Annotated in this window: 20 protein-coding genes and 2 pseudogenes; 16 read left to right on the forward strand and 6 right to left on the reverse strand. The window is 62.4% G+C overall.

Annotation, left to right across the window (positions count from 1 at the left end):
• Nucleotides 1-21: 21 nt before the first annotated feature.
• From mce to mtnK, 4 genes are read left to right on the forward strand one after another with little or no spacing between them, the layout of a single operon-like run.
• Complete coding sequence (mce, locus tag V1288_RS26290) at nt 22-426, forward strand: methylmalonyl-CoA epimerase (RefSeq protein ID WP_334359793.1); 405 nt, start codon at nt 22-24, stop codon at nt 424-426.
• A gap of 6 nt (nt 427-432) precedes the next feature.
• A complete protein-coding gene (locus tag V1288_RS26295) occupies nt 433-708 on the forward strand; it encodes a DUF1467 family protein (RefSeq protein ID WP_334359794.1) in 276 nt (91 codons plus the stop codon).
• 22 nt (nt 709-730) lie between these two features.
• Nucleotides 731-1,078, forward strand: a complete 348-nt coding sequence (locus V1288_RS26300; RefSeq protein ID WP_334359795.1) for a hypothetical protein — start codon at nt 731-733, stop codon at nt 1,076-1,078.
• A gap of 35 nt (nt 1,079-1,113) precedes the next feature.
• The gene (mtnK, locus tag V1288_RS26305; protein ID WP_334359796.1) at nt 1,114-2,421 is read left to right on the forward strand and encodes an S-methyl-5-thioribose kinase; all 1,308 of its coding nucleotides are present in this window, start codon (nt 1,114-1,116) and stop codon (nt 2,419-2,421) included.
• 84 nt (nt 2,422-2,505) lie between these two features.
• On the opposite strand, the gene V1288_RS26310 is transcribed toward mtnK, so the two are convergent.
• From V1288_RS26310 to V1288_RS26325, 4 genes and pseudogenes are all read right to left on the reverse strand, one after another.
• Nucleotides 2,506-3,543: an ABC transporter permease gene (locus tag V1288_RS26310; RefSeq protein ID WP_442893987.1), complete on the reverse strand. Its 1,038-nt coding sequence runs from the start codon at nt 3,541-3,543 to the stop codon at nt 2,506-2,508.
• A 10-nt stretch (nt 3,544-3,553) separates the two neighbouring features.
• Nucleotides 3,554-5,059 carry a sugar ABC transporter ATP-binding protein gene (locus V1288_RS26315; protein ID WP_334359797.1) on the reverse strand — a complete coding sequence of 502 codons (1,506 nt, stop codon included), beginning with the start codon at nt 5,057-5,059 and terminating at the stop codon, nt 3,554-3,556.
• A 6-nt stretch (nt 5,060-5,065) separates the two neighbouring features.
• A complete protein-coding gene (locus V1288_RS26320) occupies nt 5,066-6,085 on the reverse strand; it encodes a sugar ABC transporter substrate-binding protein (RefSeq protein ID WP_334359798.1) in 1,020 nt (339 codons plus the stop codon).
• A gap of 404 nt (nt 6,086-6,489) precedes the next feature.
• A pseudogene (locus V1288_RS26325) lies at nt 6,490-6,743 on the reverse strand (globin); the annotation flags it as partial.
• Here V1288_RS26325 and V1288_RS26330 point away from each other — a divergent pair.
• The 11 genes and pseudogenes from V1288_RS26330 (at nt 6,734) to V1288_RS26380 (ending at nt 18,155) form a co-directional block, all read left to right on the forward strand.
• On the forward strand, nt 6,734-7,024 hold the full coding sequence (locus V1288_RS26330) for a hypothetical protein (protein WP_334359799.1): 291 nt from the start codon (nt 6,734-6,736) through the stop codon (nt 7,022-7,024). The pseudogene V1288_RS26325 and the gene V1288_RS26330 sit on opposite strands and share 10 nt — an antisense overlap.
• 199 nt (nt 7,025-7,223) lie before the next feature.
• Complete coding sequence (locus V1288_RS26335; protein ID WP_334359800.1) at nt 7,224-7,595, forward strand: DUF2946 domain-containing protein; 372 nt, start codon at nt 7,224-7,226, stop codon at nt 7,593-7,595.
• Between the two features lie 93 nt (nt 7,596-7,688).
• On the forward strand, nt 7,689-10,073 hold the full coding sequence (locus tag V1288_RS26340) for a TonB-dependent receptor family protein (protein WP_334359801.1): 2,385 nt from the start codon (nt 7,689-7,691) through the stop codon (nt 10,071-10,073).
• A gap of 29 nt (nt 10,074-10,102) precedes the next feature.
• Nucleotides 10,103-11,317, forward strand: a complete 1,215-nt coding sequence (locus V1288_RS26345; protein WP_334359802.1) for a sialidase family protein — start codon at nt 10,103-10,105, stop codon at nt 11,315-11,317.
• Entirely contained in the window at nt 11,314-11,814 is a 501-nt protein-coding gene (locus tag V1288_RS26350; RefSeq protein WP_334359803.1) for a TlpA family protein disulfide reductase, read from the forward strand. Before V1288_RS26345 ends, V1288_RS26350 begins: the two co-directional genes overlap by 4 nt.
• Nucleotides 11,815-11,923: 109 nt before the next feature.
• Nucleotides 11,924-12,433, forward strand: coding sequence for a copper chaperone PCu(A)C (locus tag V1288_RS26355; RefSeq protein ID WP_334359804.1), 510 nt, complete (start codon nt 11,924-11,926; stop codon nt 12,431-12,433).
• Between the two features lie 9 nt (nt 12,434-12,442).
• Complete coding sequence (locus V1288_RS26360) at nt 12,443-12,967, forward strand: YcnI family copper-binding membrane protein (RefSeq protein ID WP_334359805.1); 525 nt, start codon at nt 12,443-12,445, stop codon at nt 12,965-12,967.
• A 9-nt stretch (nt 12,968-12,976) separates the two neighbouring features.
• The gene (locus V1288_RS26365) at nt 12,977-14,542 is read left to right on the forward strand and encodes a copper resistance CopC/CopD family protein (RefSeq protein ID WP_334359806.1); all 1,566 of its coding nucleotides are present in this window, start codon (nt 12,977-12,979) and stop codon (nt 14,540-14,542) included.
• Between the two features lie 236 nt (nt 14,543-14,778).
• Complete coding sequence (gene proS / locus V1288_RS26370; RefSeq protein ID WP_334359807.1) at nt 14,779-16,095, forward strand: proline--tRNA ligase; 1,317 nt, start codon at nt 14,779-14,781, stop codon at nt 16,093-16,095.
• A 72-nt stretch (nt 16,096-16,167) separates the two neighbouring features.
• Nucleotides 16,168-17,448, forward strand: coding sequence for a lipoprotein-releasing ABC transporter permease subunit (locus V1288_RS26375; RefSeq protein WP_334359808.1), 1,281 nt, complete (start codon nt 16,168-16,170; stop codon nt 17,446-17,448).
• 7 nt (nt 17,449-17,455) lie between these two features.
• A pseudogene (locus V1288_RS26380) lies at nt 17,456-18,155 on the forward strand (ABC transporter ATP-binding protein).
• A gap of 78 nt (nt 18,156-18,233) precedes the next feature.
• Here the strand turns inward: V1288_RS26380 and V1288_RS26385 are convergent.
• Complete coding sequence (locus V1288_RS26385) at nt 18,234-18,500, reverse strand: DUF3551 domain-containing protein (protein WP_334359809.1); 267 nt, start codon at nt 18,498-18,500, stop codon at nt 18,234-18,236.
• Between the two features lie 144 nt (nt 18,501-18,644).
• Nucleotides 18,645-18,938, reverse strand: coding sequence for a DUF3551 domain-containing protein (locus tag V1288_RS26390; protein WP_334359810.1), 294 nt, complete (start codon nt 18,936-18,938; stop codon nt 18,645-18,647).
• A gap of 270 nt (nt 18,939-19,208) precedes the next feature.
• On the opposite strand from V1288_RS26390, the gene V1288_RS26395 reads away from it, so the two are divergent.
• Nucleotides 19,209-19,958, forward strand: coding sequence for an outer membrane protein (locus tag V1288_RS26395; protein ID WP_334359811.1), 750 nt, complete (start codon nt 19,209-19,211; stop codon nt 19,956-19,958).
• The last annotated feature ends 636 nt before the right edge of the window (nt 19,959-20,594 follow it).

A 20,594-nucleotide genomic window follows, 5' to 3' on the forward strand; every position in this document is an offset into this window, starting at 1 on the left:
GCGAAGCGGGAGTGGAGTGTCATGCTGGGCCGGCTCAATCACGTTGCGATCGCGGTCAAGGATGCGGAAAAGGCCGCCAAGATCTATGGCGCCGCATTCGGCGCCGAAATCTCCGGCGCCGTGCCGCTGCCGGAGCATGGCGTCATCACCGTGTTCGTGACCTTGCCCAACACCAAGATCGAGTTCATCCAGCCGCTCGGCGAAGCTTCGCCGATCGCCAAGTTCGTCGAGCGCAACGCCGACGGCGGCATCCATCACATCTGCTACGACGTGCCCGACATCATCGCCGCGCGCGACAGACTGATCAGCGAGGGCGCGCGCGTGCTCGGTGACGGCGTGCCGAAGATCGGCGCCCACGGCAAGCCGGTGCTGTTTTTCCATCCGAAGGATTTCTCCGGCGCACTTGTCGAAATCGAACAGGCGTGAACCCTGATGGCCTATAGCGTCTCCACCGCGCTTGCGATCTACTTCGTGCTCTGGTGGGTCGTGCTGTTCACGACGCTGCCGTTCGGCGTCCGCAGCCAGCATGAGGACGGCGAGGCCGCGCCCGGCACCGATCCCGGCGCGCCGGTCATGGCGCGGATGGGCTGGAAGCTGCTCTGGACCACGCTGATCTCGGGCGTGGTTTTCGGCATCGGCATGTGGGCCTATCACCAAGGCTATCTCAATATCGAGCGACTGTCGAAGCTGATGGGGCTGCCGTTCTGACATTTCGATCTGGGGGAGAGGAATGACCGTTCAACGCATCCTGATAGCGCTTGTAGTCTTGCTCGCGGCCGGCCTTGCCGGATCGTTCTACGTGAACTGGAAGATGCTCGGGCAGCTTCGCACCGTAAAAGCCTTCGTCGAGGGCTCGGTCTTCGCCGACGCGGTCGCCGCGTGCGAGAGGGCGCAGAGCACCACCCCGTTCAAATGGACCGGCGGCAAGCAGACCGCCGTAATCGGCGTGAGTTCGGTCAAGCTCAACAAGGACACGATCATCCCGAGCTACACGCTTGTCGCCGACAGCGTCTATTGCGACTATGATCCGTTCAAGAAAAAAGCCGATATCGGCTCGAATTTCCTGGAACGGGAGTGAACCGCGCCTCCCGCACCGGCATTGGGGGCAGGGGGATGAGTTCACAGCATCGATCGTCGGCTGGTCCACGGCCGGACGAATACCGAATTCTTCATGAAGCCGATCTGCGGGATTACCTCGCGGGGCTACCGGCGGTCGCGGCCCGGCTTGGCGGCGCACCCGCTTCCTGGACGATCAGCGAGGTCGGCGACGGCAACCTCAATCTCGTGTTCATCGTCAAGGGGACCGCGAGCGGCATCGCCGTCAAGCAAGCGCTGCCCTATGTGCGGCTCGTCGGCGAGAGCTGGCCGTTGCCGCTGTCGCGCGCGCATTACGAATATCTGGCGCTCACGCATCAGGCGCGGCTGGCGCCCGGTTTGGTGCCGGCTGTGCTGCACCACAACGAGGGGCTCGCGCTCGTTGTTATGGAGTTGCTCGAGCCGCATATCATCATGCGCAAGGGGCTGATCGCGGGCACGCTCTATCCGCGCTTTGTCGGGGACATCGCGACCTTTCTGGCACGCACGCTGTTTTTCTCTTCCGACCTCGCGATTCCTGCTGCCGGGAAGAAGGAGGGAATTGCGGCGTTCGCCGGCAACCACGCGCTCTGCAAGATCACAGAAGACTTGATCTTCACCGATCCCTATCGCGTGGCCGAGCAAAACCGCTGGACACAGCCCTGGCTCGACGCGACAGCGGCCGCCTTCCGCGAAGACCTCGACCTCCACGCGGCGATCTCGCGGCTGAAACTGAAATTCCTGAACGCACCGGAAGCGCTGATTCACGGCGATCTCCACACCGGCTCGATCATGGTGACGGAAGGCTCGACCGTCGTGATCGATCCCGAGTTCGCGTTCTACGGACCGATGGGATTCGATCTCGGCGCGGTCATCGGCAATCTCCTGATGAGCTATCTGGCCTCCGCCGGTCATGAGCGTTCGCCGAGCGAACGGCGGCTGTTTGAGGTGTGGGTGCTGGAAACGATCGAAAACGTCTGGACCGAGTTCGCCCGCGAATTCCTCGAGCTCTGGCGCACGGAAGCTCACGGCGACGCCTACCCCAAGGCGCTGTTTCCCGGCGCGGCCGGTGCGGCGCGCCTGGAGGTCGAGCGACTGGCCTATATGGCGCGGCTGTTCGGCGACACCGTCGGATTTTCGGCCGCGAAGATCATCCGTCGCATTCTCGGGCTGGCGCACAATGCCGATTTCGAACTGATCGAGGATCCAAAGCAGCGGGCCATTTGCGAGGCTCGGAGCCTGCGTCTGGCGCGCGCGATGATGGTGGAGACGGCGTCGTTCGGCAGCATCGGCGCCGTGACGAAAGCGGCGCGGGCAGTTCGCGACTGGCAGCCTGATTTCGCCTGATCGGTTCGCCCCGCTTGCGGCGTGGTGCACTGCTGATCCGGGGTCCATGTGTCGGGACGTGGGTCCCGGCTCTCCGGCGCAGCGCTATGCCACCGCCCGTTCGCGTAATTTCTGCGCATAGACGTTGATGATGAGCGCCGCCAGCAGGATTAGGCCGCGGATCAGGATCTTCAGGAAACTGTCGATGTTGACATGGTCGAGCCCGTTGTTGAGCACGCCGAGCACGAACAGGCCGACAATGGTGTTGCCGATGCCGCCGCGGCCGCCGAACAGGCTGGTGCCGCCGACCACGACGGCGGCGATCGAATCCAGAAGATAAGTGTCAAACTCGTTCTGCTGCGCGCTGCCGAAATGCGCCACCCCCAGCATGCCGCCGATGCCGGCGCAAACAGCCGAAATCACCATCACGCTGCCGAGGATCAGCTTGACGTTGAGCCCGGAATATTCCGCCGCCTCGCGGTTTCCGCCGACCATGTAGACGTAGCGGCCGAAGCGGGTGTGGGTCAGCACCAGATGGCCGCCGAGCAGCATTAGCGCGGCTACGATCACGATCCAGGGAATGCCGCCGATCGATGTCGATCCCAAGGTCGTAACCAGCGGGGGCACCTTGTAGGCGATCTGCCCGCGCACCAACAGCGCCGAGATGCCGGCGGCGATCTGCATCATCGCCAGCGTCATGATGAAGGAGGGGATGCCGATAACCGTCAAGCCGAACGCGTTGACGAGGCCGAGCAGGGCGCACAGCGCCAGCGCCAGCAGGATCGCGGCCCATCCGGGCATCGGGACGTTGGCGATGTTAACGTAGGATTCCTGCAGCGTGAAATAGGCGACCGCAATGCCGGTGACGTTGGCGATCGCGGCGATCGAAAGATCGATTTCGGCGCACAGAATCACGAAGGTGAGGCCGACGGCGATGATGCCGGTGACCGAAATCTGGGTGAGGATGTTGCCGAGATTGTCGAGCGTCGCGAACGAGGGGCTTGCTGCCGCGAAGAAGCCGAACAGGCAGATCAGCGTCAGGAACGGCGCGATGTTGCGCATCTGGGAGCGCAGCATCGCGGCAAGCCGGTGCGGGCGCTTGCGATCCGAAGCGGCGACTGTCACGCTTTCACCGGTCGTCATGTCGGTCTCCTCACGCCGCTTCCAGGAGGCGGTCCTTGCTAATCTGTTCGTTGGCAAACTCCCGCACGACAGCGCCGCGCTTGAGCACAATGACGCGGTCGGCGAGCGACAGCACTGTCTCCGGCTCGGTGGAGAGTACGATGATGGCGAGCCCCTTGGCGCGGAGGTTCCTGACGATGTGGATGACGTCGTTCTTGGCGCCGACATCCATGCCGCGGGTCGGCTCGCACAGCACCAATAGCCGCGGCGGGTAGCTGAGCCACTTCGCCAGCGCCACCTTCTGCTGGTTGCCGCCTGACAGCATGCCAAGATCGAGCTCGACCGCGGCCGGCCTGATCCGCAATTGCTCGACCTGCCGGTTGGCGATCGCGCGTTCGCGCGACGGCTTGAGCAGCAGGGATGAAATGCGATCGAGGATGCTGATCGAGATGTTCTTGTAGACCGGCTCCTGCAGGAACAGCATGTCGCGCCGGCTCTCGGGCACGAACGCGATCCCGGCGCGGCGGGCGCCGGCCGTGCTGCGGAAGGCTTTTTGTTCTCCGGCGATCGCCAGCGAGCCCTGGTCTGGCTTGAGCTTGCCGAACAGGATTCGTGCCAGTTCGAGCTGGCCGCATCCCATAAAGCCGTAGATGCCGAGCACTTCGCCGGCACGGACATCGAACGAAACCTCGCGCAGGCTGCGGGCGAGCGAGAGCCCGCTTGCGTTCAACACCACCGGCCGGTCCGCGGCGGGCGGCGGCAGCATGATGTCATGCGTATAGGTCTCCTCCAGCGCCTCGCGGCCCTTGCCGATCATCGCTTCGATCAATGCCGGTTTGCTCGTCTCGGATGCGGCGGCCTCCGCGACCTTCCGGCCGTTGCGGAACACCGTCACGGTATCGGAGACGCGCAGGATGTCCTCGATGAAATGCGAGATGAAGACGATGCTGGTGCCTTCGTCCCGCAACCGTTTCAGCGTCGCGAACAGGCGCTCCACCTCGGGCGGCGACAGCGCCGAGGTCGGCTCGTCGAGGATGATGATGCGGGCGCCCGAGAACAGCACGCGGGCGATCTCGATCAGTTGCTGCAGCCCGATCGGGAGGTCACCGAGCCGCGACATCGGATCGACGTCGATGCCGAACCGCTTCAATTGCTCGCCGGCCTCGCGCGCCATGCGCCGCCATTGCACGAGGCCGAGGCGGTTGGTCGGCTGGGCGCCGAGAAACACGTTCTCGGCCACCGAGAGATCAGGCGCGACGCTGAGTTCCTGATGAACCATCGCAATGCCCGCCGCATGCGCGTCGCGCACCGATCGAAAGCGGGTTTCCCGGCCGTCAAGGACGAAGCGGCCGGAAAAATCCGCATGCACGCCGGCGATGATTTTCATCAGCGTGCTTTTCCCCGCGCCGTTTTCGCCGACGAGACCATGGATCTCGCCGGCGGTCAGCGCGAAATCGACCCCACGAAGGGCTTCGACGCCGCCGAAGGCCTTCGTGATGTCGTGCAGTTCGAGGATGGGCTTAAGTCCCCTGGACATGCTGGCTCAGATCAGGAAGTGGTCCTCCATCCATTGCATGCCGGCTGCGTTGGCTTTCGTCACCACCGGGCCGTCCGTGATCACATGCTTCGGAATACCCTGTCCGCTCTTCTCGCCGCCGGTCACCGCGGCGACGCCGGCGATGATGGCGCCGCCATGGATGCGGCAGGAGGGATTGCGGACGGTCGCGAACATGCGGCCTTCGCTCACCGCCTGGATCGCCGGTGGCATGGCATCGACGCCGCCGATCAGGATGTTGGTGCGGTTGCGCGCCTTCATGATGTTATAGGCGGCCAGCGCCATGTCGTCATTGTGGAAGAAGGCCGCATCGATTTGCGGGTGCTTCGTCAGATAGGTCTCCCATAGCCGAGCTGTCTTCGAGACGTCCCAATCGGCGGGCTGGGTGTCGAGCACCTCGATGTTGGGGAATTGCTTCACCACGGACTCGAAGCCCTTGGCGCGGCCCTGCGCGCCGGTATGGCCGAGCGCGCCTTGCGTCATGATGATCTTGCCCTTGCCGCCCATGGCGTTGCAGAGCGCCTGCGTCACCGAAGCGCCCATGAATTCATTGTCGGGCGCCAGGAACGAATGCACCTTGATCTGGTCGAGCGGGGCGATCAGCGTGTCCATGTCGATCACGGGCGTGCCGGCATCGATCATCTTCTGCACGGGCTGGGTCAGCGTGCCGATGCCGAATGCCTGGATGGCGACAAAATCCCATTTCTGCGACGCCATGTTGTCGATCGCGGCGCGCTGCTTGACCGCGTCGAGCTGGCCGTCGAACCAGGTGACTTCGACGTTGAACAGCTTGCCCCACCATTCCGCCGCCTGCTTGCCCTGGGCGCACCAAGTGGCCTGCAGGCCCGCATTGGAGAATGCCGCCTTCAGCGGTTTCTCCGATCGTGCGGCTGCCGCCAGCGCCGGATTGATGCCCAACCCGCCGAGCAGGGCGGTTGCCGCACCGGCGGCCGCGCCTGTCTGAAGAAGATTACGCCTTGTCGTAGAGGATTTGTCAGTCCCGGACATCGCTCGCTCCCTCGATTGTTGTTACCGACGGCGTCGATTGCACGCACCGCGGATCGAGGCAGTCTTTCACACTCGGCGCATTTGCGCCACCGGCTGACTTGATCGTCCGTATCAATGACTTTCAGGAAATTTGGTGCCTGTCGTTTCACTGCGCTGCAACGAGACTTTCGATGTCACCGAGCAACTTCCGCCACGCTGCATTCATGTCGTCCGACCATTCCCGCCCCGATGACCTCACACAGCGTCTGCGCAATGATGTCAAAGAAGGCGACGAACAATTCGCGCGGCGTGCCAGCGCATGGTCCGCCAAAGTGTGCGCGGTTTGGCGACAAGATCATGCGCCGATTCAAAAGAATAGCGCGCGATCGGACGCAAAACCGGCTTCCACTTTTGCTGATCGCGCGCGGCCGTCGTGCGAGGAAACCTCCGAGATGATCAGGCGGAAATGACCGCTGCGTTCGCCGGCAAAATCCAGGATGGCGTCGATCGTTAAAGCCAGCATCGAACCCTTGACGAGTTCGCTGCCCTCAGTGCGGAACATCGTCCGCGCTTCGGGATGCGCATCGAACAGCCGGCGATAGACCAACGGCGTCAGATCCGCGCAACGCGTGGCGGCCAGTTCAAAACTCCGCTCGATCGGATTTGGCGATGCCATCATTGCTGCTTGCAATGGTCTCGAAAAAAGAAATCTCTCGAAAAAAAGAGCAGGGCTGGGAGCCCTGCTCAAAAATTGTGTCGACCCTTAATTTCCTCGAAAACTTAGATTTGATCTTGATTGTCGAGGCGACGCTGCTTGTGCGCGTCAGGGCTCCTCCCGAGACTTGGACCACCAAGCTTGAGCCTCTCGGCCAGCCTGAGCTTGAATTGGTAGACCATCTTTTTCGTCTTGTCACCATTTTCGGCAACGTTTGTTCAAAATTCCAGCACTCTGCGAAATGATTGGGAATTTGCTACTGACGGTTGTGGATTTAGCTGCAATTCGCCCGAGGCTTGGTATTGGGGTAGGGCGCCCTCCTAATGCTGCAAAACGCATCGCTTTTCGCCAGCTTCTTTCCTTGAAGCCGCAACATAATTCCGGGAACCTGATCTCGACTTCAGACTCTCATGGTGACTAAGGTCTGAAGCGGATGGGATTGCGATGCGCCGCCGGCTGAAGAATTTTCTGCCAATTGTCCTGATTGCCCTGGTGGTGCAGATTTTTGCACCGATCGGCGCATGCTGGGCGGCGAGCATCGCGGCCTCCGATCCGCTCGCCGGCGCCGTGATCTGCCACGGCAATGGCGCGCCCGGTGCAGGGCAGACCGATCAGACCGGCCACCGCGCCCACGACGGATGCTGTTCGGTTTGCAGCGTGCTTCAGACCGGTGCGCCGGTCGATGTGCCGCGGACTGCGGCGATCGCCGTCGATCGGGTTGCCGAGCGGGTGGCCTGGTTCGATTTTGCCTTCCGGCTGACAAACGCTCGCGCCGGTTCGCACGCGCAGGCGCGCGCGCCACCTTCCATTTCCTGACGCCCCGAACTCCCGAGTGATCGGTGCGGCGACTGCCGTGCCGGTTGGTGCAGTCATTCAAGCCGGCCAAAGAGCTGGCGTCAGGAATATCTTATGTATCGTTCTCAAGCCTTGGGTGGCGCGAGCCTGCTTGTGCTCGGCGGCGCGCTCTCCCTCGCGCCGTCGACCGCTGGGGCCCAGACGGCGTTACCGGCAGTGACCATCGAGGCGCCGCGCGCCACAGCGGCCAGACCGGCGGCCCGAAAGCCGGCCGTTCGCTCGTCCGCCCGGACGCAGGCGAGGCCGCCTTCGGCCAACCCCGCACCTGCCGCGTCGCTAACCGCGGGCATTACCCCCAGCGTGGCGCGCGCGCTGCTTTACCAGGCGCCCAATGGCCAGACCGAGACGACCATCGACCGCAGCCGGTTCGAAAACCGGCCGGCATTTTCTGTGGCCGATGTGCTGCGCGAGAGCCCGGGCATCTCGATCAAGCAGGGCAACGGGCCGCGCGATGTCGGCATCTCGATCCGCGGCTCCAACGCCCGCAACGGTTTTGGTATCCGCAACCTCGTGATCTTTGAGGACGGTTTTCCGGTCACGCAGCCGGACGGGCTTTCCCGCAGCGACCTGATCGATCCGCGGGCCTATGGCGCGATCGACGTCATCCGGGGGCCGTCGTCGGCGCTCTATGGCAACTACGCCACCGGCGGCGCGCTCAATTTCCGCACCCGCCCGGGCGGCACCATCGACGGCGCCGAATATGGCGTCGACGGCGGCAGTTTTGGTTATCTCAACAACTATCTTGCCTACGGCAAGAAGGTCGGCAATTTCGAGGGCTCGCTGTTTGCGAGCGACGCGCGCGGTGACGGATTTATCCAGAATAGCTGGTTCAATACCCAGACGGTCAATTTTCTAGGCACCTTGCAAGCGACGCCCGACGATCGCTTCACCGTCAAGTTCATCAACAACAATCTCGACACCCGGCTTCCGCTCCGGCTGTCGCTCAACCAGTACCATCAAAATCCCTTCCAGCAGGGCTGCGATATGGCCGGCGTTGCCGGCTGCGGATCGGTGTCGCTCTTCAACAACGGCTTCAATGGTCCGAAGAGTTCGGTCACCGCGGTGCAGGCCGGACTTGGCCGCGAGGATCGCCGTACCATCGTCGGTGGCAGATGGGAGCACGACTTCGACAACACGACCACCTGGCGCAACCAGTTCGTGTTCGACGACCGCAATATCAGCCAGCCGACGGGAGCCACCAGCGCAATCGGCGATTTCCCCTCCTACAACTACATGAGTGATGTCACCAAGCGTGGTGAGATATTTGGGCTGGAATCGACGACGTATTTCGGCGCGTTCTACAACACGCTGACGGCGTCGAGCGATACCCGCAACGTCATGCCGGGCGGCAATGCGAGGCTCGGTCTCCTGGCGAGCAACACCTTCAGCGACACGTCGAACTACGGCGTTCGCGCACGCGAAGAGCTCAAGCTGACGCCGGACCTGATCGCAATTGCGGGCATCGGATGGGAAACGACCCATCTGAAGGGGATCAACACTTCTTACACCTACGGCACGACTAACGTCCCGACGGCGACGCCAGGACTGCCGATAGTCGCCGATCGGCAGTTCCAGAACACTGCGCCAGAGCTGGCGCTGCTCTACAAGCTGAACAGTGAGTGGCTGTTCCGGGCACGCGTCGCCACCGGATACGGCACGCCGCAGGTCGGTAACCTCTTCGTCCTCTCTGACGGCCGAAACGGCAACAATACGCAGCTAAAGACTCAGCAAAACCTCGGTTACGACATCGGGTTCGATTGGACGCCGAACAACACGCTCAAATTCAGCGCGACAGGCTTCTACGAATTCTTCAAGAACGAGTTGGTTACACAGGCCACCCAGGTCGGCGCACCCAATGCAAGTTTCACGTTCAACGCCCCACGATCGGAACATCGCGGCGTAGAGCTTGCGGCCGACTGGAAGTTCTATCCCGGCTGGCGATTTACGGCGGCGTATACCTATCTCGACGAGGTCTACACAGATTACACCGAGAAGATCGTCAACGGCGCGACGTTCAGCTTCAACCGCGCGGGCAACAAGATTCCCGGCATCTCGCCGCACGAACTGACGGCACGGCTCGGCTATGATCACATGTGGGGGCCGCTTGCAGGTCTCGGGGCGTTCGTCGAGCTTCAGTGGAAAGACTCGTTCTACATGGACAACGCCAACCTCTTGAAGGCGCCCGGCTACGAACTGGTCAATCTCAACGTGCACTACAGCACCGACCTCAAGTCCGACTACTTCAAGTCGTTGAGCATGTATGTCGAAGTCAGAAACCTGTTCAACCGTACCTACGTCGCTTCCGCCAACAACATCGGAAACTCGGTTACGGCCGCAGGCGTGCAAAATCCTGCGAGCGTGCTGGCGAACACGACCGGCTCGATCTATGCCGGTTCGCCGCGCGCATTCATCGCCGGAATGAAGGTGGCGTTCAAATGAGCGGACAGCACTGGAAAAGGAGTACGGCCATGATGCGAATGAGCTTGCTCGCGACCCTCGTCATTTCGCTTTGGCAAACCGCGGCTCACGCGCAAATGAGCCATCATCAGCATGCCTCGGAAGCCGCATGCGAGGAGGCTGACTTGCGCTGCGCGTCGAAGGTCACGCCGGCCTTCGCATCGGATGGAACGCTGTGGCTCGCCTGGATGGCGGGAGGCCGGATATCGGTGGCAAGCTCAAAGGATAAGGGCCGCAGCTTTTCGACGCCGGTTCAGGTGACGAAGGAAAAGCTCAACCTCGACTGGGGTCCGGATGCGCGTCCCCAGATCGTCGTCGAGAAAAACGGCGGCATCGCACTGGCGTTTTCGATCTTCAGAGACAAGGCGTTCAACGGCCAGGTGCTCGCCACGCGCTCAATCGATGGCGGCCGGAGCTTCGCGGAGTTGCAGCCGATCACGTCGAGTAACGACAGCCAGCGTTTCGTCACGCTCGGGCTCGATGCGGATGGCTCAGTGTTTGCGGCCTGGATCGATAAGCGCAACCGGGTGCCCGCGCAGCAGGCGGGCAAGAAATACGAGGGGGCAGGGCTGTTCTTCGCGTCGTCGAAGGACGGCGACGCGGCTTATTCCGAAACGCGGCTGGCAAGTGACAACACCTGCGAATGCTGCCGGCTCGGTCTTGCATTCGCAGGCCCCGGCCATCCCGTAGTCGTGTTCAGGAACATCTTCGAAGGCGGTGTGCGGGATCACGCGGTCATGACGTTTGCCGATCCGGCGACGCCGGGCGAGGTTCGCCGCGTCAGCAACGACGACTGGCAGATTTCGGCCTGCCCGCATCATGGGCCTAGTCTTGCGATCTCGGCTGCGGGCACCTATCACGTGAGCTGGTACACCAACGGCAAGGCCCGCATGGGGCTATTCTATGCCCGCTCGGACGACCAGGGCCGTACGTTTTCCGATCCGCTTCCGCTCGGACGCTCCGACCGCAATCCGACGCGGCCGTACGTACTGAGCGGCCCGCACGGCGCCACCATGGTCTGGAAGGAGTTTGACGGCGAGAAGACCTCGGTCAATGCGATGACCTCGCATGACGAAGGCAAGAGCTGGTCGACGCCGGTCGTGGTCGCCGTGACGACGGACACGTCCGATCATCCGCTGCTGGTCAGCGACGGACAGAAGACCTACCTTTCCTGGATGACCAAGTCCGACGGATATCGCCTGCTGCCGATCGGAGACGGATCATGAAACGCTTCCTGCTGGCTGCAATTTTCCTCGTTGCATCTCTCGCCGCCGTGCCGGCAGCCGAGACGCCGTCCGAACTCAAGCCGTTCGTGCGCGGAAGCTGGCAGAACCTGTTGCGTTCGCACGCCGGGCGTCCGACGCTGGTGCATTTCTGGGGCGTCACCTGCGGCCCCTGCAAGGTCGAACTGCCGCTGCTCGGACAGTTTATGAAAGACCACTCCGAACTCGCCGTCGTGACAATCAGTGCCGATCTCGTTCCGAATCTGCCGGGTGCCGCGCGCACGATGCTGGAGAAGGCCGGGCTGGGATCGGCAGAGAACTGGATTTTCAGCGACGGCTTTGTCGAACGCCTGCGGTTCGAGATCGACCCGGCCTGGCAGGGAGAGATCCCGCGCACGCTCTTGATCGCGCGGGACGGAACCGTCACCACGATCGAAGGTTCGGCCGAGATACCGGACCTCGAAAAATGGCTGGACCAACAAAAAGTCGCGAGCAAATAAAGACGCACTCCCGTTATTGTGACTATTAAATTTGCGTTCTCAAGTTAAGGCAACAGCGGGCCTGGTCGTCCGCTGTGCCGGCCATACTTCATAAATCGAAAGACACACGATGAAACCTGTTCTGCAATTCTTCGCCTGCGCCGCCCTGTTTGCGCTGCTCGGCGCGCCCGCGCACGCCCAGGAGGTCAAGGCCGGCGATCTCGTCATCACGCAGCCCTGGAGCCGGGCGACGCCCGGAGGCGCGAAGATTGCGGGTGGCTTCCTCACGATCGAGAACAAGGGCGCGGCGCTGGACCGGTTGATCAGCGGGGCCGGCGATATCGCCGGCAAGGTCGAAATTCACGAAATGGCGATGAACAACGGCGTCATGACCATGCGTCCGCTCGACAAGGGCCTCGTGATTGAGCCCGGCAAGACCGTCAAGCTCGCGCCCGGCGGCTACCATCTGATGCTGATGGATCTGAAGACGCCGCTCAAGCAGGGCGACAAGGTGCCGCTCACGCTCGAATTCGAGAAGGCCGGCAAGGTGACGCTGTCGCTCGACGTGCAGGGCGTCGGCGCGCAGGCGCCCGCGGGCGGAGCGCCGTCGGGGCATGATCATTCCGGCATGAAGAAGTAGGGACAGCCAATGCCGAAACCAGTGCTGGTCGCCGCTGCCCTTGCCGCGTTCGTCGTCGCTCCGGCAGGCGCCCATATCACCCTTGAGAAACGGCAGGCGCCGGTGGGCTCGTACTACAAGGCGGTGTTTGCCGTGCCGCACGGCTGCGCGGGATCGCCGACGGTCAAGCTGCGGGTTCAAATTCCGGAAGGCGTGATCGGCATCAAGCCGATGCCAAAGCCGGGGTGGACTGTCGAGACGGTCAAAGGCAAATACACCGCCGAGTATGAGTTTCACGGCGGGAAAATATCCGAGGGCGTCAAGGAAGTGGTGTGGAGCGGCGGTAAGCTCGCCGACGACAATTACGATGAATTCGTCGTCTCCAGTTTTCTCACGCCTGGCCTGAAGCCGGACACCACGCTGTATTTTCCCGTGGTGCAGGAATGCGAGCAGGGCGTCAGCCGCTGGATTGATATTCCGGCCGAAGGTAACGATGCGCATGGCCGTGGCAGCAAATCGCCGGCGCCAGGCCTCAAGCTGATCGCGAAGCCGTAAGGCCCTCCCATGGCGCGCGTGCTCGCCAGCCTTGCCGCGCTGCTGTCGGCTCTATGTTTTGCGAGCGCAGCGTGGGCCCATGCGACGCTGCTTTCTTCGGAGCCGGCCGATGGCAGCGTGCTGGCGCAGCCGCCGAGGATGGTGCAGTTGCACTTCAACGAAGGCGTTACGCCGGCCGTGATCGGTTTGATCGATGCCGGCGGCAAGGCGCGCGATGTCGCCACCCGCGCGGTCGGACAATCCGTGCTGATCGTTTTGCCCGACGACCTGCCGCAGGGCACGCAGATCGTCAGCTATCGCGTGGTCTCGCAGGACGGTCATCCCGTGGCGGGATCGATGGTGTTTTCGATCGGCGCCGAGACCGGGACCGCGCCGCCGGCAAAGGCGACGCCGCTGGCGGTGCTGATCTGGCTCGCACGGATCGGGGTTTACCTCGGCCTGTTCGTCGGCGTCGGCGGCGCCTTCTTCGCAGCCTGGATCGGGCAGGGGCCGAGCGGATCGACGGTCAGCCGCGGCGCGCTTGCCATCGGTCTCGTCAGCGCAGCGGCCTCGCTCGGCCTGCAAGGTCTCGATCTTCTCAACCTTCCGCTTGGCGGCATCGTCACATCAGCGCCGTGGACGAGCGCGCTTGCTACCAGTCTCGGACCTTCCCTATTGATCGCGATCGCGGCGATGGCCATCGCCTGGTTCGCATGGAAAAGCCCGAGCATTCTGATGGCTTGGGTCCTGACCATGCTCGCCATGGCAGGCGTCGGGCTTTCGTTGGCCACCACCGGGCATGCCGCGACCGGCTCGCCGCAATGGCTGACGCGGCCATCGCTGTTCCTGCACGGCGTCGCCGTAGCCTACTGGATCGGCGCGTTGGCGCCGCTGGCGGCGATGGCGCGTCGGCGCAATGACGACCTGCCGCGCGTGCTCAAGCAGTTTTCGGCCGTAGCTATGTTGCTGGTCGGGCTTCTCGTGCTGAGCGGATTAGTGCTTTCGATCATCCAGCTTGGAAGTCTGCGCGCGCTGATCGAGACCCAATACGGCATCATTCTCTCGATCAAGTTGGCGCTGGTGATCCTCTTGCTCGGGCTTGCGGCGCTGAATCGGTTTTTGGTCACGCCTGCGGTTGGTGCGGATTACGAGATTACTCGGCCGCTCCTGGGATCGATCCTCACGGAATGCGTTCTCGTCGTTTGCATTCTGGCCGTCGTCGCCGGCTGGCGCTTCACGCCGCCGCCCCGCGCCTCGGTTGCTGCTGTTGCCGTGCCGCTCTCGGTCCATATCCACACGGATGCAGCGATGTTTCAGGTGCTGGTGTCGCCGGGCAAGGTCGGCTCCAACGACTTTGTGCTGCAGTTGATGACGGGAGACGCAGCCCTGCTGCCGGCCAAAGAGGCGACGCTGATCCTGAGCTTGCCGGAGCGCGGCATCGAACCGATGGAGCGTCGCGCGGCACTCGGGCCGGACGGCTACTGGCACGTGCGCGGCGTGGCGCTGCCACTGCCTGGCCGCTGGCACATGCAGATCGATGCGCTGGTCACCGATTTTCGGAAGATCACGCTGCAAGATGAATTGCAGGTGCGCTGACGCTAACTTGATGGGTGGAGCGAAGATATCCATCATCTTCGCCTTGCCACCCGTCCTACGGCCCGCCCTTCGCGGGGTATGACGCCGTTGTGAAGGCACGAGGACCAGGCGGCCCAAAAACGGCCCGAAAAACCGCCTTTCCGGCCGCTTTTCACCGGGCCCGGCCTTGTATTTTCGTACCCGATCCGGTTTCACTGCACCTCTTCCGGTATCCCACTGATTCCTTGAGTTGTCCCATGCGGTTGTCGCGGTTTTTTCTACCCATCCTGAAAGAGAATCCGAAAGAGGCGGAGATCGTCTCGCATCGGCTGATGCTGCGCGCCGGCATGATGCGGCAGGAAGCGGCCGGCATCTACGCCTGGCTGCCGCTGGGCTTTCGGGTTCTGAAGAAGATCGAGCAGATCGTTCGTGAGGAACAGGATCGCGCCGGCGCGCTGGAACTGTTGATGCCGACGCTGCAGCTCGCCGATCTCTGGCGCGAGAGCGGCCGCTACGATGCCTATGGTCCGGAGATGCTGCGCATCACCGACCGCCACAAGCGCGAATTGCTGTACGGGCCGACCAATGAGGAAATGATCACCGAGATCTTTCGCGCTTACGTCAAATCCTACCGAAGCCTGCCGCTCAACCTCTATCACATCCAGTGGAAGTTCCGCGACGAGCAGCGCCCGCGTTTCGGCGTGATGCGCGGCCGCGAATTCCTGATGAAGGACGCTTACTCCTTCGATATCGACGAGGCGGCGGCGCGCCGTTCCTATAACCGGATGTTCGTGGCTTACCTGCGCACTTTCGCGCGGATGGGATTGAAGGCTATCCCGATGCGCGCCGAGACCGGCCCGATCGGCGGCGATCTCAGCCACGAATTCATCGTGCTCGCGGAAACCGGCGAGTCCGGCGTGTTCTGCAATAGCGACGTGCTCAATCTGCCGATTCCGCCCGACGACGTCGACTATGACGGCGATCTCACCGACATCATCAAGCAATGGACGTCGGTCTATGCCGCGACCGAGGACGTCCACGACGCCGCGCGTTACGAGCGCGAAGTGCCGGCCGACAAGCGCGTCAATACGCGCGGCATCGAGGTCGGCCAGATCTTCTATTTCGGTACCAAATATTCCGATGCGATGAAGGCGCTGGTCGCCGGTCCCGATGGCGTCGATGTGCCGATCCATGGCGGCTCCTACGGCGTCGGCGTCTCGCGCCTGGTTGGCGCCATCATCGAGGCCTGCCATGACGACGCTGGCATCAAATGGCCGGAAGCAGTCGCACCGTTCACCGCCGTGATCTTGAATTTGAAGCAGGGGGATGCGGCCGTCGATGGCGCGTGCGAGAAACTTTATCGCGAGCTTCAGGCCAAGGGCATCGACGTGCTCTATGACGATACCGACCAGCGTGCGGGCGCGAAGTTCGCGGCCGCCGACCTGATCGGTATCCCCTGGCAGATTCTGGTCGGGCCGAAAGGCCTTGCCGAGGGCAAGTTCGAGATCAAGCGGCGCAGCGATGGTTCGCGCGAGAATCTCAGCCCGGCGGAAGTGGTGGCGAAGATCGCGTGATAAGATATCCACCGCGGCTGTAATGTTGGCCATTAAGGCCACATTTGGCCCGAATCATGGGATTATCGAGTAATGGATGAGACCATGAACGAGACAGCCCGAACCCCGCCTTTTGCGCCCTTCGAATGGCTGTTGTCCGGACGTTACCTGCGCGCGCGTCGCAAGGAAGGTTTCATCTCGGTCATCGCCGGCTTTTCGTTCCTCGGCATCATGCTCGGCGTCGCCACGCTGATCATCGTGATGGCCGTGATGAACGGCTTCCGCAAGGAACTCCTGGACAAGATCCTCGGGCTGAACGGCCATCTCCTGGTGCAGCCGCTGGAATCGCCGCTGACCGACTGGAAGGACGTCGCCGAGCGCATCAGTCAGGTCGACGGCATCCGCCTTGCGGCGCCTGTCGTGGACGGCCAGGCGCTCGCGTCCTCGGCCTTCAACGCCGCCGGCGTGCTGGTGCGCGGCATGCGCTCTGCGGACCTCAACAGCCTCACCTCGATCGCCAAGAACATCAAACAGGGCACGATGGAAGGTTTTGACGAGGGGCAGGGCGTCATCATCGGACGCCGGCTCGCCGATCAATTGTCGCTGCACGCCGGCGACACCATCACGCTGGTCGCGCCCAAGGGAGCGGTGACCCCGATGGGAACCACGCCGCGTATCAAGCCTTACAAGGTGGCGGCCGTGTTCGAGATCGGCATGTCAGAATATGACGCCAGCTTCGTGTTCATGCCGCTGCCGGAGTCGCAGGCCTATTTCAACCGCAAGGACGACGTGACCGCGATCGAGGTGTTCACGACCAATCCCGACAGGATCGACACCTTCCGCAAGCTGGTGACGGAAGCGGCCGGGCGGCCGGTGTTCCTGGTCGACTGGCGGCAGCGCAACTCGACCTTCTTCAACGCGCTTCAGGTCGAGCGCAACGTCATGTTTTTGATCCTGACCATGATCGTGCTGGTTGCCGCGCTCAACATCGTCTCCGGCCTGATCATGCTGGTCAAGGACAAGGGGCAGGACATCGCGATCCTGCGGACCATGGGCGCCTCGCAGGGCTCGATCATGCGGATATTCCTGATTACGGGTGCGGCGATCGGCGTAGTCGGCACGCTGACCGGCTTCTTCGTCGGCATGCTGATCTGCCTCAATATCGAATCGATCCGGCAGTTCCTGTCCTGGATGACCAACACCGAATTGTTCTCGCCGGAACTCTATTTCCTCTCGCGGCTGCCCGCCGAGATCGATTTCGGCGAGACCACCGCGGTCGTGATCATGGCGCTGACGCTGTCGTTCCTGGCGACGCTCTATCCGTCCTGGCGCGCCGCGCGCCTCGATCCCGTCGACGCGCTCCGGTACGAGTGAGGACGAGATGGCCGAGGAGGCGGAAGACGTACCAGTTATTTATCTCCACGAGATAAAACGCGAGTACAGGCAGGGCGAGGCGACGCTGACCATTCTCAACGGCGCCAAGCTCGCGCTGTGGGCCGGGCAGTCGGTGGCGCTGGTGGCGCCGTCGGGGTCGGGTAAATCGACGCTGCTGCATATCGCCGGCCTGCTCGAAAGCCCCGACGACGGCGAGGTCTATGTCGCGGGCACGCCGACGTCGCAATTGTCCGATATCGACCGCACCCAGATTCGCCGCTCCGACATCGGCTTCGTCTATCAGTCGCACCGGCTGCTGCCGGAATTCACCGCGCTTGAAAACGTCATGCTGCCGCAGATGATCCGCGGGCTCAAACGTTCCGAGACGATCAAGCGCTCGGAGGAGATCCTGGCCTATCTCGGCCTCGGCGATCGCGTCACGCACCGGCCGGCCGAACTCTCCGGCGGCGAGCAGCAGCGCGTCGCCATCGCGCGTGCGGTTGCCAATGCGCCGCGCGCGCTATTGGCCGACGAGCCGACCGGAAACCTCGATCCGCACACCGCCGATCACGTGTTCAAGGCGCTGATGCAACTTGTGAAGGCGACGCAGGTTGCGATGCTGATCGCCACCCATAATATGGAACTGGCCGGCCGGATGGACCGGGCGGGTGTCGCTGGTTGACGGCCAGGTCGTCGAACTGGAATAGCGCGTGGTCGGGCTTTTCCTCGCGAAAAACGCGGAAACGCGTTTGCGCGGTGATCTTGCTCAACCAAAGAAGAAACGCTCAGTAGCCGTTGCGGTACCGCTTGTAGCGGCGTGCCGACGGGTCTTGAGATGCATGTGCGAAATAGGGATTGAGTATGCATTGCGCCGCGCGGCCCGACGCCGACATGTTGCATTGAGGCAGGGAGGTATAGCTGCATTCGTAATAGTTGATCCTGCCATAAACATGCAGGCAAACCGGATAATTGGGATCGTAAGTCTGTGCCTGCGCCGGTGCCGCTGCCGAGGCCGCTCCGATTGCCAAAATTGCCACAGCCAGAATGCGCATCAGAATCTCCTTCGGGATTGGCGGCTGCGATCGGTCCAGATCCGCCCTTCAGTCACTAACCAGACGATCCACCCATGTCCGCGTCAAATCACGTTCGCGCGTTGGATGTTTCTTCGCGTCCGCACAATTGCGCACGCGGGCTGCTCAGTATCTGCCGTAGCCGGGGGCAGGCGGCAGCGCGCGGCCAGGCAGCGGGCGATACGCGGTCGGCGGCGGTTCGCGCTCGCCGATATAATAGGGATTGGCGATGCAGGTGAGAAAACGTCCCGAAGCCGTCGCCTGGCATTGCTCGTAACTCGTGAAAGTGCAGTGGCTCAGCCCCGGATACTCGTCTCCCTGAAGGCAGAACGGATATCGGGTGCCGACCGCTTCGGCAGGCGCGGCGCCGAGTGCGGCCAATCCACTCGCGGCCAGCACGGCTAGAATCGCTTTACGCATCTCGAATCTCCTCATCGACACAAGCCGCACCCGCGCAGTCCCGTCAAGCGACTCTACCTTGCAAAACCGTCAGCAAAGCTGAATGTGAATTTTTTGCGGCGGGCGGCGGCGCAAAGTTTCGAAAAATGCCTGCAACACAACATTAACTTAGGTTCACACTGAGGCCGTTTCATGGGCGCTGTTGCCGTGAGGTTACAGCAATTCGAACCAACGATGCTATGAGCATGCCACGGCCTTGGGGGCTGTCAAAATGGAACGGGAATACAAAGAATGAAGAAGGTTTTGCTTGTTACGGCCAGTCTGATCGCGCTCGGCGCGACTGCGCCGGCTGTTGCTGCGGATCTCGCTGCGCGTCCTTACACCAAGGCGCCTCCGATGATCGCCGCTCTGTATGACTGGAGCGGATTCTACATCGGCGCCAACGGCGGTTGGGGTTCGAGCCGTAACTGCTGGGACTTCCTGCCGGTTGCCGGCGGCGTTGCTTCCGATGGTTGCCATGACGCGTCGGGCGGCACAATCGGTGGCCAGATCGGCTATCGGTGGCAGGCCGGCACTTGGGTGTTCGGCGTTGAAGCGCAGGGCAACTGGGCCGACTTCGAGGGCAGCAATGTGGCTCTGTCCGATCCGAGGTTCCGCAACGAGTCGCGGATCGACGCGTTCGGCCTGTTCACTGGCCAAGTCGGTTACGCCGCCAACAATGTCCTGTTCTACGTCAAGGGCGGCGCGGCTGTGACCTCGAACGAGTACCGTGCGTTTGCGGTCGCCACCAACACGCTCGCTGGCACCACCAACGACGACACCCGCTGGGGTGGCGTGGTCGGCGTCGGCCTCGAATACGGCTTCGCTCCGAACTGGTCGGTTGGCGTCGAGTACAATCACCTGTTCATGCAGGACCGTACCTACACCTTCACCAACCCGGCTGGCGGCTTCTTCGCCAACGAACGCATCAGTCAGGACGTCGATCTCGTCACGGCCCGCCTGAACTACAAGTTCGGCGGCCCGGTCGTCGCGAAGTACTGATCTCGCGCGAAGTTTGCGAAAACAGAGAAGCCCCGGGCGCTGTCCCGGGGCTTTTTTGGTTGAGGCCGGGCCCGGTTAGCCATCGCGAATGTGTCCGCGAAAGCTGTTCTGCCGCCCCTTGGGTAGTGGGTCAGTTTGATTCTGGCAGGTTTCCGGGACTGGAAAACGGGCGGTTCCAGGCGCATATTTCGCGGATGGCGACAATTGTTCAATGCAATTGCGGCGCCGAGTACAGACGCACTGAAGAGAAGTTCTTGGTACCGCAAACGGGTGACGCGGTCTGCGCAATCTGCGGCGCTGCGCTGGAATCGTGGTTGGAGTCCACCCACGTTCCCTCATACGAACTTATTGAACGTCCACAGACCGAAGGTCGGCAGGACAAGCCGCCCGAAGCGCCGTAGGGCGAGTCTCGTTAACTAAGCGAAACATTTCGGGGTCACTTCTCAAACCTGACCCGCTGCGGACGCTTGACTCCAGGAACAAAAAAGGAACAATGTTCCTCATATGTTCTCAAATGTGGAGTCGGACCATGTTGCGGATGTTCGTGGAAGAGGCGGCGGCGCTGGCGTCGATTGCGCTGTTTGTCGGGATGATCGCGGTCTGGGCGCAGGTGATTCCCCAGCTTTGATGTGCGGG

It is taken from the genome of Bradyrhizobium sp. AZCC 2176 (assembly GCF_036924645.1).
In the GTDB taxonomy this organism is placed as follows: Bacteria; Pseudomonadota; Alphaproteobacteria; order Rhizobiales; family Xanthobacteraceae; genus Bradyrhizobium.